Raw genomic sequence first — 17,382 nt, 5'->3', positions numbered from 1 at the left:
GCTCATGCGCATGAGCGAAGCGCGTGACGCCCTGCTACAGCAGATCAAGGACAAGGCCGTGGTCCACGGCAAGGTGACCCTCTCCTCCGGCAAGGAGGCCGATTACTACATCGACCTGCGCCGGATCACCCTGGACGCCGAGGCCGCGCCCCTGGTCGGGCAGGTCATGCTGGACGCCACGGCCGACCTGGACTTCGATGCGGTGGGCGGCCTGACCCTGGGCGCCGACCCGGTGGCCACGTCCATGCTGCACGCGGCCGCCGCGCGGGGCCGCGGGCTCGACGCCTTCGTCGTCCGCAAGGCGCAGAAGACCCACGGTCTCCAGCGCCGGATCGAGGGCCCGGACATCACGGGCCGGCGGGTGCTGGTGGTCGAGGACACCTCCACCACCGGCGGCTCGCCGCTGACCGCCGTCGAGGCGGCGCGTGAGGCGGGTGCCGAGGTCGTCGCGGTCGCCACGATCGTCGAGCGCGGGGCCGCGCCCGCGATCGCGGACGCCGGGCTGCGTTACGTACCGGCGTACTCGCTCGCCGACCTCGGCCTGAGCTGACCCGAGCCGAAGCCGAGCCGACCGCCGAAGCCGAGCCGAAGCCGAGCCGACCGCCGACCCGAGCCGACCCCCGACCCGAGCCGACCGCCGACCGCCGACCCGAGCCGACCAGCTGAGCTGACCTGAGGTAATCGCGTGGGTGGTTTCACGTGAAACCACCCACCCCCGTCCGTGTGGTCCCCGCGTGCGCCGTGTGGAGCAATCGGCGGAGTCTGGGAAGATGGCCACGACGATGACGTCGCCGCAGGACTCCCCCTAGGTCAGGGCCAAGAACCTCACCCGCACATCACAAGGAGCGGACAGATGCCCATCGCATCCCCTGAGATCTACAACGAGATGCTCGACCGGGCGAAGGCAGGCAAGTTCGCCTACCCGGCGATCAACGTGACCTCGACGCAGACGCTGCACGCTGCGCTGCGGGGCTTCGCCGAGGCGGAAAGCGACGGCATCGTCCAGATCTCCACCGGTGGTGCCGAGTTCCTGGGTGGCCAGTACGACAAGGACATGGTGTCCGGCGCGGTCGCGCTCGCCGAGTTCGCGCACGTCGTCGCCAAGAAGTACCCGGTCAACATCGCGCTGCACACCGACCACTGCCCGAAGGACAAGCTGGACGGCTATGTGCGTCCGCTGCTCGCGGTCTCCCAGGAGCGCGTCGCGAGCGGCCAGAACCCGCTGTTCCAGTCCCACATGTGGGACGGCTCCGCCGAGACGCTGGACGACAACCTGCGCATCGCGCAGGAGCTGCTGGCCGAGGCGGTCAAGGCCAAGATCATCCTTGAGGTCGAGATCACCCCGACCGGCGGCGAGGAGGACGGCGTCTCGCACGAGATCAACGACGAGCTGTACACCACCGTCGCCGACGTCGAGCGCACGGCCGAGGCACTGGGCCTGGGCGAGAAGGGCCGCTACCTGCTGGCCGCCTCCTTCGGTAACGTCCACGGCGTCTACAAGCCGGGCAACGTCGTGCTGCGCCCGGAGCTGCTGCGCCAGCTCCAGGACGGCATCGCCGCGAAGTCCGGCAAGACCGACCCGTTCGACTTCGTCTTCCACGGCGGCTCCGGCTCCACCGAGCAGGAGATCCTGACCGCGCTGGAGAACGGCGTGGTGAAGATGAACCTCGACACCGACACCCAGTACGCCTTCACCCGGCCGATCGCGGACCACATGTTCCGCAACTACGACGGCGTGCTGAAGGTCGACGGCGAGGTCGGCAACAAGAAGACCTACGACCCGCGCAGCTGGGGCAAGGTCGCCGAGAAGAGCATGGCCGAGCGCGTCACCCAGGCCTGCGCGAACCTGCGCTCCACCGGCACCAAGCTGAAGTAATCCGCCCGGCGCGCCGGGTGCGGGGCCCGGCCCCGCACCCGCCGCGCGGCGCCCGTCCACGGGCCCGGGCCCGCCCTCACGGCGGACCCGGGCCCGCGGGCTGTCCGGGGCCGTCGCCCGCTGCCTCGCCGCAGGGGCACCGGCCGGGTCACGCCGCGGGCGGGTCCCGTGGGCCGCCCGCCGAACGCCTCGCGTCCGCGGGCTGGCCGCTTCCGGCGGCTGCGGGGATGATCCAGGTATGAGCGATGCCTCGCCCCGGCGGCCCGGGCGGGCGTGGAGGCGCGCGGCCGGGCCGCCGGGCGCCCCGGCCCCCACCGCGGTGCGGCTCTCCAGTGCCTCCGGGCGGTGGGTCGTGCTCACCACCGTGCTGGGCTCCGCGATGGCGCTCCTCGACAGCACCGTCGTCAACGTGGCCCTGCCCCGCATCGGCCTCGACCTCGGCGCCGATCTCGCCGTCCTCCAGTGGACCGTCAACGCGTACATGCTCACCCTCGCCGGGCTCATCCTCCTCGGCGGGGCGCTCGGTGACCGCTTCGGGCGGCGGCGGGTGTTCATCGTCGGCGTCGTGTGGTTCGCGCTCGCGTCCCTGCTGTGCGGGATGGCGCCGAACGCCGGGGTGCTCATCGGCGCCCGCGCGCTCCAGGGCATCGGCGGGGCGCTGCTCACCCCCGGCTCGCTGGCGCTGATCCAGTCGGTCATCCACCCCGACGACCGGGCCCGGGCGGTCGGGCTGTGGTCCGGGTTCGGCGGGGTGGGGGCGGCGATCGGGCCGTTCCTCGGGGGCTGGCTGGTGGACGGTCCGGGCTGGCGCTGGGTGTTCTTCCTCAATGTGCCGCTGGCGGCGGTGTGCGTCCCCGTCGCGCTGCGGCACGTACCGGAGTCCCGGGATCCGCGGGCGCACGGCCGGTTCGACGTCCTGGGCGCGGTGCTCGGCGCGCTCGCGCTGGGCCTGGTGACGTACGCGCTGATCGCCGCGCCGCAGCGGGGCGCGTCGCTCTCCGTGGTGCTGCCCGCCGTGGCCGGGCTGCTGGCGGGGGTGGCCTTCGTGTACGCGGAGCGGGTCCGCCCCGAGCCGATGCTGCCGCTCTCCCTGTTCTCGTCGCGCCAGTTCACCGCCGTGAACGCGGTGACGCTGTGCGTGTACGCGGCCTTCGGCGGGTTCTTCTTCCTGGTCGTGCTGAACCTCCAGGTGGTCGTCGGCTACTCCGCGCTGGTAGCGGGGACCGCGCTGCTGCCGACGACCCTGCTGATGCTGCTGCTGTCGGCCCGCTCCGGTGAGCTGGGGAAGCGCATCGGCCCGCGGATCCCGCTGACCGTCGGCCCGCTGCTGTGCGCGGCCGGGATGCTGCTGATGACCCGGGCCGGGGTGGGGGCCGTCTACTGGCGGGACGTGCTGCCCGCACTGGTGGTGATGGGACTGGGCATGGTCGTGCTCGTCGCCCCGCTCACCGCGACCGTCCTGGCGTCGGTGGACGTCGGACGCGCGGGCCTGGCCAGCGGCATCAACAACGCGGCGGCGCGGGCGGCGGGCCTGGTCGCGGTGGCGGCGCTGCCGCTGCTGGCGGGCATGGGCCCGGAGGCGTACCGGTCGGCGGACCGGTTCTCGGAGTCCTTCCGGCGGGCGATGCCGATCTGCGCGGTGGTGCTGGTGGTGGGCGCGTTCATCGCCTGGCGGTCGGTACGGGCGGACGCGCTGGAGCGGGCCGGGGGCGCGGAGCCCGGGGCACCCAAGGAGGAGGGGGCGCGGGCGGCGGAGGAGCGCCCCTGCCGTCCCGAGTGCGCGTACCACTGCGGGGTGGGCGCCCCGCCCCTGGACCCGGGCGAGCGGCCCCGCCGCCGCGCCGGTCCCGGCCACCCCGGCGGTCCACCCGCCTGACCTGCCACGGCCCAGCGGGGGCGGCCGGGACCGGGTGTGGGGCGGCGGGCGGGGCGGGTGGTCCGGCAGACTGGAACCCATGGCCATTCACGAGAACCTGCTCGGGGGACCGCCCCCGACCCATCTGCCCGACGACCCCGAGCCCCGGGAACTGCTCGCGTCCGGCGCGGCTCCCTCCGAGGTCGCCGCGAAGTACCCGGCCTCCTCGCTCGCCTGGGCCCAGCTCGCCGACGAGGCGTTCGAGAACGGCCGGGTGGTCGAGTCGTACGCGTACGCCCGCACCGGCTACCACCGCGGGCTGGACGCCCTGCGCCGCAGCGGCTGGAAGGGCCACGGTCCCGTGCCCTTCGAGCACGAGCCCAACCGCGGCTTCCTGCGCGCCCTGCACGCGCTCGCCCGCGCCGCGCAGTCCATCGGTGAGCAGGAGGAGTACGAGCGCTGCTCGACGTTCCTGCGCGACAGCTCCCCGACCGCGGCGGACACGCTCTCCTGACCTGTCGCGAGGCGTGGGCCTGCCGGGGCGATTCGCACCGGCAGGCCCTTTTCGCGCCGTCGGATACGTGCCACACGCACTTGCGAGCGGCGCGCCCGGCACGCATGATGCGGGCAGGGACCACGGATGTGGCCCCTGAGGGGACCGGGGCTCCGAGACCGAAGGGATGGGGCGGACCGCTACCCGGTAGCGCGTATTCAGGAGATGCGATGTCGCAGCAGCCTGCCCCGAAAACCGCCCCCGCGCCCGAGGAAGCCGTCCCGTCCGACGGCGAACCGGAAGCGCCCCACCTGGACTTCCAGGGCACGACCCCGTACGAGGACTACGTCCGGGCGTCCGTCCTCACCCACCTCCAGCACCCGCTCTCCGACGACCCCGGCGAGATGGTCTTCCTGGTGACCACCCAGGTCATGGAGCTGTGGTTCACCGTCATCGTCCACGAGTGGCACACCGCCGCGCAGGCGCTGCGCGAGGACGACGTGCCCACCGCGCTGGAGGCGCTGCGGCGCTCCACGTACGAACTGGAGTCGCTGAACGCGTCCTGGAAGCCGCTCGCGCACCTCACGCCCGGCCAGTTCAACGCGTACCGCTCCGCGCTCGGCGACGGCTCCGGCTTCCAGTCCGCGATGTACCGGCGGCTGGAGTTCCTGCTCGGCGAGAAGTCGGCGTCCATGCTGGTCCCGCACCGGGGCGCGCCGCGCGAGTACGCGGAGCTGGAGAAGGCGCTGACCGAACCCAGCCTCTACGACGAGGTGCTGCGCTTCCTGGCCCGCCGCGGCCACGCCGTACCCGCCGCCGTGCTGGACCGCGACCCGGCCCGCCGGTACGAACCGGACCCCGCGGTGGAGCGGGTGTGGCAGGAGATCTACTCCGGCCCGCGCGAGGGCGAGCTGATCCGGCTCGGCGAGGCGCTGACCGAGGTCGCCGAGCTGGTGTGGCGCTGGCGCAACGACCATCTGGTGGCCACCCGGCGGGCGATGGGCGCCAAGACCGGAACGGGCGGCTCCGCCGGGGTCGCCTGGCTGGAGAAGCGCGCCACGAAGAACGTCTTCCCCGAGCTGTGGACGGCCCGTAGCCATGTCTGACGCGACGATCCCCACGGACGCCTCGGACCTGACCGACGAGGCCGCCGCGCTCGACGCGGCCGATGAACTCCGCGCCAAGCGCGACGCCTTCGCCCTCGACGACGAGACGGGCGCCGACACCGTCTACCTCGACGGCAACTCCCTCGGCGCGCTGCCCCGCGCCGTCCCCGCCCGGCTGGCCGACGTCGTGGCCCGCGAATGGGGACAGCTGCGCATCCGCTCCTGGGAGGAGAGCGGCTGGTGGACCGCCCCCGAGCGCATCGGCGACCGCGTGGGGCGGATCGTCGGCGCCGCCCCGGGACAGGTGGTGGTCGGCGACTCGACCAGCGTGAACGTCTTCAAGGCGGTCGTCGCCGCGGTACGCATCGCCCAGGAGCGCGGCGCCCACCGCGACCAGATCGTGGTGGACGAGGCCACCTTCCCCACCGACGGCTACATCGCCGAGTCCGCCGCCCGCATGACCGGCTGCACCGTGCGGGCCGTGGCGGCGCGCGACGTGCCGACCGCGGTCGGGCCGCGCACCGCCGTCGCGCTCGTCAACCACGTCGACTACCGGACCGGCCGCCTCCACGACCTGCCCGGTACGACGGCCGCCGTGCACGCGGCCGGGGCCCTCGCCGTATGGGACCTGTGCCACAGCGCGGGCGCGCTCCCGGTGGGGCTCGACGCGCACGGGGTCGACCTCGCCGTCGGCTGTACGTACAAGTACCTCAACGGCGGGCCCGGCGCGCCCGCCTACCTGTACGTGGCGCGGGAGCACCAGCCGCGCTTCGACTCCCCGCTGCCCGGCTGGAACTCCCACGCCGACCCCTTCGGCATGGACGCCGCGTACACCCCCGCCGACGGCGCGGTACGCGGCCGCGTCGGCACCCCCGACATCCTCTCCATGCTGGCGCTCGAAGCCGCGCTGGAGGTGTGGGACGACGTCCCCGTAGAGGCCGTACGGGCGAAGAGCCTGGCCCTGACGGACTTCTTCCTGCGGTGCGTCGAACGGTACGTACCGGCCGGGCGCGTCCGGTCCGTCACCCCGGCCGCCCACGCGGAACGCGGCAGCCAGGTCGCGCTGCGCTGCGCGGACGCGGGCCCGGCGATGGCCGAACTGGTCCGCCGCGGCGTCGTCGGCGACTTCCGCCGCCCCGACGTGCTGCGCTTCGGCTTCACCCCGCTGTACACCGGCTTCGCCGAGGTGGAGCGGGCGGCGCGGGTGCTGGCCGACGTGCTGGACGAGGTGGGCTGACCGATGCCACGCGACGCGGCCGCCGAGGAGGCGTCCCTGTTCGGCCACGCCCCGGTGGCGCCGGACGCGACGGCCGCGTACGGCGAACACCCGGACCAGGTGGTGGACTTCCACCTCCCCCACGCCCCGGCGGCCCCCGCCCCGCTGGTGATCCTCTTCCACGGCGGCGCCTGGCGCGCCCCCTACGACCGCCACCACCTCTCGCCCTTCGCCGCCTACCTGGCGGAACGCGGCCTGGCGGTGGCCCTGCCGGAGTACCGCCGCGGCGCGGCTGCGGGCGGCGACGGCGGGGCCGCGCCCCGCGGGCCGCACGACGCCGAAGACCCAGGCCAGGCCCCGCAGGGCACGGACGGCGGCCCCGCGGCGGGCGGCGACGGCGGACCGGCGGCTCCCGGCGGCCGCGACGCCGGGGCGGCGCCCGTCGGGCCCTACGCCGAAGACCCCGGCCAGGGCCCGCAGGGCGCGGCCCGCGGCGGCCCCGCGGCGGGCGGCGACGGCGGATCGGTGGCTTCCGGTGGCGGCGATGCCGGGGCGGTGCCGCTCGGGCCGCATGACGCCGAGGGCATTGGCCAACGCCTGCCCGGCGCGGGCTGTGGGCGGGACGGCGCGGGGGCGGTGGCCGCCGGGCGCGGCGGCGCCGAGGGCCCGCGTTCCGCGCAGGGGCAGACCGGCGCAGGCGGCAGCGGCGCTGCCCGCGCCCACGACCGGGAGGCCGCGCCCGGTGGCCATGCCGGGCCGGATCGCGCCACGCCGGACGGTGAGCCGCACCGTGAACACCCGCCAGGGGCGCAGCACCTGGCGGGCCGGTGGCCGGAGACCTTCGACGACATCGCCGCCGTCGTGGACCGGGTGCCGCGGCTGGTGGGGGAGTTGGGGCTCGGCGGGGTGGACGCCGAGCGCGTCGTGCTCGCCGGGCACTCGGCGGGCGGGCACGCCGCGCTGTGGGCGGCGGCCCGGCACCGGCTGCCGCCGCAGGCCCGGTGGCATCTGCCCGCGCCGCCCCCGCTCCGCGGCGTGGTCGCGCTCGCGCCGATCGCGGATCTCACCGCCGCCCGCGCGCTGCGGGTGTGCTCGGACGCCGTCGACCAACTGCTCGGTGACCGGCTCGCGGCGCGGCTGCCGCTCGCCGACCCCGCCGCGCTGCTGCCCACCGGCGTGCCCACGGTCCTCGTGCAGGGCGGCACGGACGTCGACGTTCCGCCGCAGGTCGCGGATTCCTTCGCCGCGGCCGGGGCGGTCGCCGGGGAGCCGCCGAGGGTGGTGCGCATCGCCGCCGTCGGGCACTTTCCGCTGATCGACCCGGCCACCGACGCCGCCCGCACGGTCGCCGACGAGATCGCCGGGCTCGCCGAGTAGTACGCGTAGTACTTGAGAGGGACGCCGGACAATCACCATTGCTGGGGACGACGCGGGCCCGCCCGCTGCCTACGGTATGAGGCGTGACCCAGACCCTTCCGCGGACCGAACTCCGCATCGCCCGCAGCGCGTTGTCCGGCCTGCGGCAGGACTTGATCGACGACGCGTTCGCCATCCGCCCGCTGCCGCCGCTGAGTTCCGGGCATCCGCTGATGCGCCGGGCCCCGGAGCGGGCCCGGCGCTATGTGGGCTGGCTGCCGCATGCCGCGCTCTCGGCCTGCGCGTTCTACGTCATGGCCATGTCGGTCTTCCTGGTGGACGACGACATGAGCCTGGTCCTGGCCCTGCTGTGCGGGGTGCCGCTGCTGCTGACGCTGTTCCGGCCGGTCGGCGCCTGGTGGCTGTCGTTCGGGGCGAGCGCCGTGACGGGGCTGGGGCTGCTGGGTCTGGATCAGACGGTGGGCTGGCCGTGGCCCATTCCGCTGGCCATCTCGCACGTCCTGGTGATGGTGGTGACGGCGGCCCGGACGCGTCCCCGGGCGGCCGCCGAGATATGGCTGCTCACGGCCCTTCTCGCGGCTGTCGCCGCGTACGTCGACACCGACAGCCGGTACACCTCGGACTCCCTCCAGATGCTGGCCGACAGCCAGCTCACCTCGGACTCCTTCCAGGTGCTGTTCGTCTCCGGGCTGCTGCTCTGCGCCGTCGTGACCGCGCGCAGCCTGCGCGAGAGCAAGCGGCGGATAGCGGTGCAGGAGTCGGTGACCGTCGAGGAGCGTTCCCGCCGCACCACCCTGGAGGAGCGCGCGACCATCGCGCGGGAGCTGCATGACGTCGTCGCGCACCACATGTCCGTCATCGCCATCCAGGCGGAGGCCGCCCCGTACCGGGTGGAGAACCCGCCCGAGGAGCTGACCAGGAGCTTCGCGACCATCCGGGAGAACGCGGTGATCGCCCTCACCGAGCTGCGCCGGGTCCTCGGGGTGGTGCGGGCCGACGACATCGATACGGACGCCGACCCCGAGGCGCCCCAACCCACGCTGGCCGCGCTCGACGGCCTCCTCGCGGGGGTGCGGGCGGCGGGACTGGCGGTCGACCACGTCACGACGGGCGCGGTGCGCCCGCTGCCGCAGGGCGTGGAGCTGTCCGCGTACCGCATCGTTCAGGAGGCGCTGAGCAACGCGCTGCGCCATGCCCCGGGTTCCACGGCGCGCGTCGAGGTGTCGTATGTGCTGGGCGGCCTCGGGCTGCGCGTCGTCAACGGCCCGCCCACCAAGGCGGTGCCGCCCTCGCCGGGCATGGGCCACGGGCTGCTCGGCATGCGGGAGCGGGTCGCGATGCTGGACGGGGAGATACGGGCCGGGGCGCGGGAGGAGGACGGCGGCTATGAGGTCACCGTCTTCATCCCGGCCCCGGAGACGGCGGTGACGGAGCCATCGGTGATGGAGACGGCTGTCCCGGAGACGGCGGCGGAGCCGGAGGCATGACGACCATCCGCGTGCTGATCGTGGACGACCAGATGATGGTCCGCGAGGGCTTCTCCGTGCTGCTGGGCGCCCAGCCGGACATCGAGGTCGTCGGTGAGGCGGTCGACGGCCGCGAGGCGATCGCCCAGGTCGCGGCGCTGCGCCCGGATGTGGTCCTGATGGACATCCGGATGCCGGTGCTGAACGGGCTGGAGGCGACGCGGGAGATCGTGGCGGCGGACGCCGACGCCAAGGTCCTGGTGCTGACCACCTTCGACCTGGACGAGTACGTCTACCAGGCGCTGCGCGCCGGGGCGAGCGGCTTTCTGCTCAAGGACGCCTCGGCCCATCAGCTCGGCGAGGCGGTGCGGGTGGTGGCGGCGGGGGAGGCGCTGCTGGCGCCGACGGTCACCAAGCGGCTCATCGCGACGTTCTCGCAGGCCGGTGGCGGCGCGCTGGCCGGGGCGGCGCGGCCGGGCCCGCAGACGCGGCTGGACGAGCTGACCGAGCGGGAGAACGAGGTGCTGGTGCTGGTCGCGCAGGGCCGGTCCAACGCGGAGATCGCGCAGCATCTGGTGGTGGCCGAGTCGACGGTGAAGACCCATGTGAGCCGGATCCTGGTGAAGCTCGGCCTGCGGGACCGCACCCAGGCCGCGGTCTTCGCGTACGAGGCGCGGCTCGTGACCCCGGGAGGCTGACGGCCGAGCCGGCTACGCGAGCCGACCGCACGAGCCGATCACGCGAGCCGACCGCCGACGCCACCCGAAGCGCTCTGGAGGACGGGCCGGTCCGGCGATACGGTCCGGTCATGACCAGCCCAGCCCCTGCCTTCGATCCGTGGCAGCCGTCGTTCGTCGCCGACCCCTACCCGGCCTACGCGAGCTTGCGTGAGCAAGGCAGGGCGCACTGGTTCGCGCCCTCCCGCCAGTGGCTGATCCCGCACTTCGAGGACGTGCGCGCTCTGCTGACCGACCGGCGGCTGGGCCGTACGTATCTGCACCGCTTCACCCACGAGGAGTTCGGCCGCACCGCCCCGCCGCCCGAGCACGAGCCGTTCCACACCCTCAACGGCAACGGCATGCTGGACCTGGAGGCGCCGGACCACACCCGGCTGCGGCGGCTGGTCTCCAAGGCGTTCACCCCGCGCACGGTCCAGGGGCTGGTGCCGACGATCCGGCGGCTGGCGGCCGGGCTGGCGGAGTCGTTCGCCGCCTCCGGCGGTGGCGACCTCATCGCGGCGGTCGCCGAACCGCTGCCGGTCGAGGTCATTGCCGAGATGCTGGGCATTCCGCATGCCGACCGCCCGGCGCTGCGCCCTTGGTCGGCGGACATCTGCGGGATGTTCGAGCTGAACCCGGGCGAGGAGACGGCGCGCCGCGCGGTGCGGGCGTCGGAGGAGTTCTCGGCGTATCTGCGGGGGCTGATCGCCGCCCGCCGCAAGGACCCGGGCGAGGATCTGATCAGCGCGCTGATCGCCGCGCACGACGAGGGGGACCGGCTCTCCGAGCAGGAGATGGTGTCCACGTGTGTGCTGCTGCTGAACGCGGGCCACGAGGCCACCGTCAACACCACCGGCAACGGCTGGTGGACCCTCTTCCGCCACCCCGACCAGCTGGCCCGGCTGCGGGACGCCCCGGACGCGCTGTTGTCCACCGCTGTGGACGAGCTGCTGCGCTACGACACCCCGCTCCAGCTGTTCGAGCGCTGGGTCCTGGAGGACATCCGGGTCGGCGACACCCTCATCCCGCGCGGCAGCGAGGTCGCCCTGCTCTTCGGCTCGGCCAACCGCGACCCGGCCCGCTTCGAGCGGCCCGACACCCTCGACCTCGCCCGCGCCGACAATCCCCACCTCAGCTTCGGCGCCGGTATCCACTACTGCCTGGGCGCCCCGCTGGCCCGTATCGAACTCGCCGCGTCCTTCGGCGCGCTGCTGCGCGCCGCGCCGGGGCTGCGGCTGGTCCGGGAGCCGGAGTGGCGGCCCGGCTATGTGATCCGCGGGCTGACGGAGCTACTGGTGGAGATCTGAGGTCTGAGGTCTGAGGACTGGTCGACAGCCCGACCAGCACCGCACCTGCCCCCGCACACGACTCGGCGCCGGGCCCGCCACAGGGGGAGTGCGGGCCCGGCGCCGAGAGGCATGCCGGGGATGGGGCTGACGGAAGGGTCAGCCGATGTCGCGGCGGCGCAGGGCCACCAGTCCTCCGGCGGTCAGGACGGCCGACAGCAGCACCATCCACAGATACGGCGCCGCGGTGACGTGCTCACCGGGCAGCTTCGGCAGATGGCTGAACGGCGAGGTGTTCATGACGGACTGCGACACCTTGAGCGCCGGGCCCATCCAGCCGAGGGCGACGACCCAGCCGACCAGGCCCCAGGCGGCGGACGAGTACTTCGGGAGCGCCCCGATGAGCAGCACCGTCAGGCTGGTGACCAGCCACACCGCGGGCACCTGGGAGATCGCGGCGCCCAGGACGCGCGGCAGCGAGCCGCCCACGTCGCCCGACGCCATCCCGTAGCCGAGGCCGAGCGCCAGCCCGCCGACGGCGAGCACGGCGACCGGGCCGAGGTAGGAGATGACCAGGTGGCTGGCGGCCCAGCGCAGCCGGCTGACGGCGTTGGACAGCAGCGGTTCGGCCCGCTGGTCGGTCTCCTCGCTGCGCAGCCGCAGCACGGAGCTCGCGGAGTAGACGGTGAGGATGGTGCCGAGGATGCCGACCATGGAGGCCAGGAAGGCGTCGTTGAGCCCCTGGGCGCCGCCCATGCGCTCGATGATCTCCCGGGTCTGGTCGCTGTCGCCGAGGAAGTCGTCGGCGCCGTCCGAGATGGCGCCGAAGATGGCGCCCGCGAAGACGAACCCGGCGACCCATCCGGCCAGGGCGCCGCGCTGGAGGCGCCAGCCCAGGCCGAAGACGCCCTTCAGGAACGGCCCCGCGGCGCGCGGCCCGGGGCGGGTCGCGTAGAAGCTGGCGCCGACGTCGCGCCGCCCGGCCAAGGAGTACGCGACGGAGATGGACGCGGCGGCCAGCACCGCGATCAGCAGCAGCGGCCACCAGCGCTCGGCCGCGAACGGCCGCGCGTACTCGGCCCAGCCCAGCGGCGAGAGCCAGGTCAGGACATGACCGGAGCCCTTGGAGCCGTCCTCGGCGGCGTCGCCCGCCATGCGCAGCACGAACGCCACGCCGACGGCGGCCGCGGACAGCCCCCGGGCGAGCCGCGCGCTCTCGGTGAGCTGGGCGGCGACGGCGGCCAGACCGCCGAAGGCCATCCCGGACAGCCCGACGGCCAGCCCCAAGGCGACCGCTCCGCTGCCGCCCTGGGCCGCGAGACCGCCCGCGACGAGCAGCGTGACGGCGCCGTTGGCGATGGCCACGGTGAGCAGGGCCGCGGTGAGGCCCGCGCGGCGGCCGACGACACAGGAGGACAGCGCCTCCTGGCGGCCGGTCTCCTCCTCCTCACGGGTGTGCCGGATGACGATGAGCAGGCTCATGATCGCGGCGAACACGGTGAGGAAGGCGCCCACCCGCCAGACCGTCAGCGCGCCGAGCGAGTCGCCGAAGGCGGTGCCGAACAGCGCGCGGGTCGCCCCGTTCCCGTTCATGTCCTGGACGAGCTGGGTGCGCTGGGCGGGGGTCTCGTAGGCGCTGTCGAGGCGGCCGACCGTGCTGGAGGCGGTCAGCCCCAGGCACAGCACCCATACCGGCATCATGATCCGGTCGCGGCGCAGCGCGAGCCGCAGCAGGGTGCCGGTGCCGGTCAGATCGCGGGACGATCCGCGGGCCCGGCCGGTGACCCGGGCGTCGGCTACGGCGGTCATCGGGCGACCGCCTCTTCGGTGCCGGTGCCGGTGCCGGTGCCCGCGCCCGTGCCCGCGCCCGTCTCGGTGCCGGTGCGGCCGATGTCCTCCTGGTAGTGGCGCAGGAACAGCTCTTCCAGGGTGGGCGGGGTGGAGGTGAGGCTGTGCACGCCCGCCTCGGTGAGTCGGCGCAGCACGGCGTCCAGCTTGTCGCTGTCGACCTGGAGCTTGACCTGCCGGTCCTGGACGTCGAGGCCGTGGACCCCGGGCAGCCCGGACAGCCCGGTGGGCGCGGCGGCCAGCTCGGCGGTCACCGACGTACGGGTCAGATGGCGCAGCTCGGCGAGCGTGCCGGACTCGACCCGCCTGCCCTTGCGGATGATGCTGACCCGGCCGCACAGCGCCTCGACCTCGCTGAGGATGTGGCTGGAGAGCAGCACGGTGCGCCCGCGATCGCGCTCCTCGGCCACGCACTCGCGGAAGATCTCCTCCATCAGCGGGTCGAGCCCGGAGGTCGGCTCGTCCAGGATCAGCAGGTCGACCTCGGAGGCGAAGGCGGCGACCAGCGCGACCTTCTGGCGGTTGCCCTTGGAGTAGGTGTGGCCCTTCTTGGTCGGGTCCAGCTCGAACCGCTCCAGCAGCTGGGCGCGCCGGGTCTGGTCGAGACCGCCGCGGAGCCGCCCGTACAGGTCGATGACCTCGCCACCGCTCAGGCTGCGCCACAGGGTGACGTCTCCGGGGACGTACGCGATGTGCTGATGGAGGTCGACCGCATCGTGCCAGGGGTCCTTGCCGAGGAGCTGGACCGCACCGGAGTCGGCGCGCAGCAGTCCGAGCAGGACCCGGATGCTGGTGGACTTCCCGGCGCCGTTGGGGCCGAGGAAGCCGTGGACCTCACCTGCCTCGACTTCGAGGTCGAGGCCGTCCAACGCGTGGGTCCGGCCGAAGGACTTGTGCAGGCCGGACACGGAGATTGCCGTCTTCATGATTTCGAAGCTACGCTACTTTCACAAATTTGTGAAGTTAAGGAACCGTATAAACTTATGATGATGTGACGAAGAGGGGAGATGATGAGCCGGTGAGGGAGATGATCGAATCGGACCGCGCGCACGACGCGGCCCAGGGCGCGGCACCAGAAGACGCAGCGCAGGACACAGCACACGACGTACGTGACGACGAGGCGGTCTCCCGGTTCGTCGAGCGGTTCGCCGCCGACCTCGTCGAGGCCGGGATGCAGCGGATGGGCGCCCGCGTCTTCGCCGCGCTGCTCGTCTCCGACTCCGGCGCGCTCACCTCCGCCGAACTCGCCGAGCAGCTCCAGATCAGCCCGGCCGCGGTCTCCGGTGCGATCCGCTACCTCGCCCAGGTCGACCTGGTCGCGCGGGAGCGCGAACCGGGCTCCCGCCGCGAGCGCTACCGGCTCTACAACGAGGTCTGGTACGAGACGATGACCCGCCGCGACCAGGTGCTCACGCGCTGGGAGTCCACCATGCGGGACGGCGCGAAGATCCTCGGTCCCGGCACCGCGGCCGGACAGCGGGCCTCCGAGACCGCCGAGTTCTTCGAGTTCATGCAGCACGAGCTGCGCACCATGCTGGAGCGCTGGCGCGCCCACCAGGCGGCCCGCGCCGACCGGGCAGAGGAGCGCTGAGCGGTCAGCGGAGGTGCGGCAGGGTGAGGCTCCACGCCCCGGCCAGCACCGTCCACGTCCGGCTGCGCACCGGGCCGCGGACCAGCGCGTCCGAGTGGTAGCGGAAGTCCTGGCCGGAGACGGTCACGGCGCGGGCCCGCGCCCGCACCGGCCCCTCGGCGCCGTCGTCCGCGTGCGGATGCACCACCACCTCGGCCAGCCCGCCGCCCGGCGCGGCCGTCGACACCGAGACGCCCTCGACCTGCCGGTCCAGATCGGTCAGCAGCACCCCGTCCGCCTCGACCCGCAGCCGCTGCGGCGGCGGCTGCGCCCGGCGCCCGCGGCCGCCCCCGCCGAGCCCCATGACCGGCAGCGACAGCAGCGTCAGCGCCGTCCGCGCGGTGCGCGCCGCCGGGGTCCACCAGGGGTGGTGGCCGCCGTCGGCGCAGCCGCCCGGGTGCCGTGGCCCCGCCGCGCCGCCGGGCCCGGCCCCGGGCCCCGGCCCGGCCGCGGCGGGGTCCTCGGCGTACGGATCGCAGCCGCAGTCGCAGCCGCCCGCCGCACCCCCGCCCGGGGCGCCGGTCACGCCGCCGTCCGCGGTGCCGGGACCGGTGCGGGAGGGCCCGGCCGGGCCCGGTGGCGCCGTACCGCCCGCGCCGTCCCCGCCGGGGATGCGCAGGCCGCCGAGGACCACCCCGCCGCTCTCGTCCACCAGCAGGTCACGCGGGCGGGCGGCCCCGTCGAGCACGGTGCGCGCCGCCGCGACCGCGTCCGTCGGCACGCCGAGCGCATGGGCGAGGGCGACCGTGGCCGCCCCGCCCACGGGCACGACCGACAGCGCCGCGTCCGCCAGCTCGCGCTGCCGGTGGAGGAGCTCCACGACCCGCAGCAGGGCCCGGTCGTCGCCCACCACGACGGGCCGTCGGCCGCCGCGCCGGGCCAGTGCCCGCTCGACTTCCTCCGGGCCGTCCGGCAGGCAGATTTTCGTTTGCGCGCCCGCACACAGCACATCTTTCGCGATGCGCACCGACTCCCCGTCCGTTCGCCGGGCGTTGGGGTCGATGACCATGAGCAGGCGGCGCCCCCGGACGGTGTCCGGCGGAGAGTGCCAGGGATCTGGAGCCGACACCTCGGTCCTTCCTCAGGTAATCTCTCGGTGCAAGAGCCCCTGTCGCTGTTGCGCCAGGGGCTTCGTCTATCCGGGGCACCGGTTCGACGGCTCTTGTGGTGACGCACGCCACCACGCACGTTGGACATGCCCCGCCCGGAAGGGGTGTACGCCTGTGCCCGCACTTGTGCTGCTCGGTGCTCAGTGGGGTGACGAGGGCAAGGGAAAGGCCACCGACCTGCTCGGTGGCTCGGTTGACTACGTGGTCCGCTACCAGGGCGGCAACAACGCTGGCCACACGGTGGTGGTCGGCGACCAGAAGTACGCCCTGCACCTGCTCCCGTCCGGCATCCTCTCGCCCGGATGTACCCCCGTCATCGGGAACGGCGTCGTCGTCGACCCCGCGGTCCTGCTCTCCGAGCTGAGCGGGCTGAACGAGCGCGGCGTCGACACGTCCAAGCTGCTGATCAGCGGTAACGCCCACCTGATCACGCCGTATCACACCACGATCGACAAGGTGACGGAACGCTTCCTCGGGAAGCGGAAGATCGGCACCACCGGCCGTGGCATCGGCCCGTCCTACGCCGACAAGATCAACCGCGTCGGCATCCGGGTCCAGGACATCTTCGACGAGTCCATCCTGCGGCAGAAGGTCGAGGCCGCGCTCGACTTCAAGAACCAGGTGCTCGCCAAGCTCTACAACCGCCGCGCCATCGCCGCGGACCAGGTGGTCGAGGAGCTGCTCGGCTACGCGGACCAGCTCCGCGGCTACGTCGCCGACACCACCCTGATCCTCAACAACGCCGTCGACCAGGGCCAGGTCGTGCTCTTCGAGGGCGGCCAGGGCACCCTGCTCGACGTCGACCACGGCACGTACCCCTTCGTCACCTCCTCCAACCCGACCGCGGGCGGCGCCTGCACCGGTACCGGCGTCGGGCCGACGAAGATCAACCGGGTGATCGGGATCCTGAAGGCCTACACCACGCGCGTCGGCGCGGGCCCCTTCCCGACCGAGCTGCTGGACGAGGACGGCGAGAAGCTGCGCACCATCGGCGGCGAGCGCGGCGTGACCACCGGCCGCGACCGGCGCTGCGGCTGGTTCGACGCGGTCATCGCGCGCTACGCGACCCGGGTCAACGGGCTCACCGACTTCTTCCTCACCAAGCTCGACGTGCTCACCGGCTGGGAGCGGATCCCGGTGTGCGTGGCGTACGAGATCGACGGGAAGCGCGTCGAGGAACTCCCGTACAGCCAGACCGACTTCCACCACGCCAAGCCGATCTACGAGACGCTGCCGGGCTGGTCGGAGGACATCACCCAGGCCAAGACCTTCGACGACCTGCCGAAGAACGCCCAGCGGTACGTGCAGGCGCTGGAGGAGATGTCCGGCGCGCCCATCTCGGCGATCGGCGTCGGCCCGGGCCGCGACGAGACGATCCAGATCAACTCGTTCCTCTGAGCC

At 73.8% G+C, this 17,382-nt stretch carries 14 protein-coding genes and 1 pseudogene; 12 read left to right on the top strand and 3 right to left on the bottom strand.

The genetic code is table 11. The features are described from left to right. The first annotated feature begins 4 nt into the window (after window positions 1-4). From pyrE to LCH29_RS28625, 10 genes and pseudogenes are all read left to right on the top strand, one after another. Entirely contained in the window at window positions 5-550 is a 546-nt protein-coding gene (gene pyrE / locus LCH29_RS28670) for an orotate phosphoribosyltransferase (RefSeq protein WP_446464588.1), read from the top strand. A 303-nt stretch (window positions 551-853) separates the two neighbouring features. Continuing rightward, window positions 854-1,876, top strand: coding sequence for a class II fructose-bisphosphate aldolase (gene fbaA, locus LCH29_RS28665; RefSeq protein WP_398295950.1), 1,023 nt, complete (start codon window positions 854-856; stop codon window positions 1,874-1,876). Window positions 1,877-2,114: 238 nt separating this feature from the next. Then, window positions 2,115-3,752: an MFS transporter gene (locus LCH29_RS28660; protein ID WP_446464587.1), complete on the top strand. Its 1,638-nt coding sequence runs from the start codon at window positions 2,115-2,117 to the stop codon at window positions 3,750-3,752. A 79-nt stretch (window positions 3,753-3,831) separates the two neighbouring features. Then, window positions 3,832-4,245 carry a DUF3151 domain-containing protein gene (locus tag LCH29_RS28655; RefSeq protein ID WP_063735524.1) on the top strand — a complete coding sequence of 138 codons (414 nt, stop codon included), beginning with the start codon at window positions 3,832-3,834 and terminating at the stop codon, window positions 4,243-4,245. A gap of 209 nt (window positions 4,246-4,454) precedes the next feature. Beyond that, window positions 4,455-5,330: a tryptophan 2,3-dioxygenase family protein gene (locus LCH29_RS28650; protein WP_009716249.1), complete on the top strand. Its 876-nt coding sequence runs from the start codon at window positions 4,455-4,457 to the stop codon at window positions 5,328-5,330. Beyond that, the gene (gene kynU, locus LCH29_RS28645) at window positions 5,323-6,567 is read left to right on the top strand and encodes a kynureninase (RefSeq protein WP_446464586.1); all 1,245 of its coding nucleotides are present in this window, start codon (window positions 5,323-5,325) and stop codon (window positions 6,565-6,567) included. Before LCH29_RS28650 ends, kynU begins: the two co-directional genes overlap by 8 nt. Window positions 6,568-6,570: 3 nt before the next feature. Further along, window positions 6,571-6,903 (top strand): annotated as a pseudogene (locus tag LCH29_RS28640) (alpha/beta hydrolase); the annotation flags it as partial. Between the two features lie 1,103 nt (window positions 6,904-8,006). Further along, the gene (locus tag LCH29_RS28635) at window positions 8,007-9,410 is read left to right on the top strand and encodes a sensor histidine kinase (protein WP_446464585.1); all 1,404 of its coding nucleotides are present in this window, start codon (window positions 8,007-8,009) and stop codon (window positions 9,408-9,410) included. Then, on the top strand, window positions 9,407-10,087 hold the full coding sequence (locus LCH29_RS28630) for a response regulator (RefSeq protein ID WP_446464584.1): 681 nt from the start codon (window positions 9,407-9,409) through the stop codon (window positions 10,085-10,087). Before LCH29_RS28635 ends, LCH29_RS28630 begins: the two co-directional genes overlap by 4 nt. Window positions 10,088-10,197: 110 nt before the next feature. Then, entirely contained in the window at window positions 10,198-11,415 is a 1,218-nt protein-coding gene (locus tag LCH29_RS28625; protein ID WP_446464583.1) for a cytochrome P450, read from the top strand. 138 nt (window positions 11,416-11,553) lie between these two features. On the opposite strand, the gene LCH29_RS28620 is transcribed toward LCH29_RS28625, so the two are convergent. Both LCH29_RS28620 and LCH29_RS28615 read right to left on the bottom strand, forming a co-directional pair. Next, a complete protein-coding gene (locus LCH29_RS28620; protein ID WP_446464582.1) occupies window positions 11,554-13,203 on the bottom strand; it encodes an ABC transporter permease in 1,650 nt (549 codons plus the stop codon). Further along, window positions 13,200-14,168 (bottom strand): ABC transporter ATP-binding protein, encoded by a 969-nt coding sequence (locus LCH29_RS28615; protein WP_446464581.1) that lies wholly within the window; start codon window positions 14,166-14,168, stop codon window positions 13,200-13,202. Before LCH29_RS28615 ends, LCH29_RS28620 begins: the two co-directional genes overlap by 4 nt. A gap of 101 nt (window positions 14,169-14,269) precedes the next feature. Between LCH29_RS28615 and LCH29_RS28610 the strand changes: the two genes are divergently transcribed. Beyond that, window positions 14,270-14,833 (top strand): GbsR/MarR family transcriptional regulator, encoded by a 564-nt coding sequence (locus LCH29_RS28610; RefSeq protein ID WP_446464632.1) that lies wholly within the window; start codon window positions 14,270-14,272, stop codon window positions 14,831-14,833. A 4-nt stretch (window positions 14,834-14,837) separates the two neighbouring features. Here LCH29_RS28610 and LCH29_RS28605 read toward each other — a convergent pair whose 3' ends face one another. Beyond that, window positions 14,838-15,881, bottom strand: a complete 1,044-nt coding sequence (locus LCH29_RS28605; RefSeq protein ID WP_446464631.1) for a hypothetical protein — start codon at window positions 15,879-15,881, stop codon at window positions 14,838-14,840. A gap of 214 nt (window positions 15,882-16,095) precedes the next feature. On the opposite strand from LCH29_RS28605, the gene LCH29_RS28600 reads away from it, so the two are divergent. Beyond that, a complete protein-coding gene (locus LCH29_RS28600; protein ID WP_446464580.1) occupies window positions 16,096-17,379 on the top strand; it encodes an adenylosuccinate synthase in 1,284 nt (427 codons plus the stop codon). The last annotated feature ends 3 nt before the right edge of the window (window positions 17,380-17,382 follow it).

Source organism: Streptomyces sp. BRA346 (assembly GCF_052851135.1).
Note: the sequence above shows the minus strand (reverse complement) of the source record. Positions and strands in the feature narration are given on the sequence as shown.

Coding starts and splice junctions, on each gene's coding strand:
- pyrE (WP_446464588.1), top strand. CDS start 5: ATGCGCATGAGCGAAGCGCGTGACGCCCTGCTACAGCAGATCAAGGAC.
- fbaA (WP_398295950.1), top strand. CDS start 854: ATGCCCATCGCATCCCCTGAGATCTACAACGAGATGCTCGACCGGGCG.
- LCH29_RS28660 (WP_446464587.1), top strand. CDS start 2,115: ATGAGCGATGCCTCGCCCCGGCGGCCCGGGCGGGCGTGGAGGCGCGCG.
- LCH29_RS28655 (WP_063735524.1), top strand. CDS start 3,832: ATGGCCATTCACGAGAACCTGCTCGGGGGACCGCCCCCGACCCATCTG.
- LCH29_RS28650 (WP_009716249.1), top strand. CDS start 4,455: ATGTCGCAGCAGCCTGCCCCGAAAACCGCCCCCGCGCCCGAGGAAGCC.
- kynU (WP_446464586.1), top strand. CDS start 5,323: ATGTCTGACGCGACGATCCCCACGGACGCCTCGGACCTGACCGACGAG.
- LCH29_RS28630 (WP_446464584.1), top strand. CDS start 9,407: ATGACGACCATCCGCGTGCTGATCGTGGACGACCAGATGATGGTCCGC.
- LCH29_RS28625 (WP_446464583.1), top strand. CDS start 10,198: ATGACCAGCCCAGCCCCTGCCTTCGATCCGTGGCAGCCGTCGTTCGTC.
- LCH29_RS28620 (WP_446464582.1), bottom strand. CDS start 13,203: ATGACCGCCGTAGCCGACGCCCGGGTCACCGGCCGGGCCCGCGGATCG.
- LCH29_RS28615 (WP_446464581.1), bottom strand. CDS start 14,168: ATGAAGACGGCAATCTCCGTGTCCGGCCTGCACAAGTCCTTCGGCCGG.
- LCH29_RS28610 (WP_446464632.1), top strand. CDS start 14,270: ATGATCGAATCGGACCGCGCGCACGACGCGGCCCAGGGCGCGGCACCA.
- LCH29_RS28605 (WP_446464631.1), bottom strand. CDS start 15,881: ATGGTCATCGACCCCAACGCCCGGCGAACGGACGGGGAGTCGGTGCGC.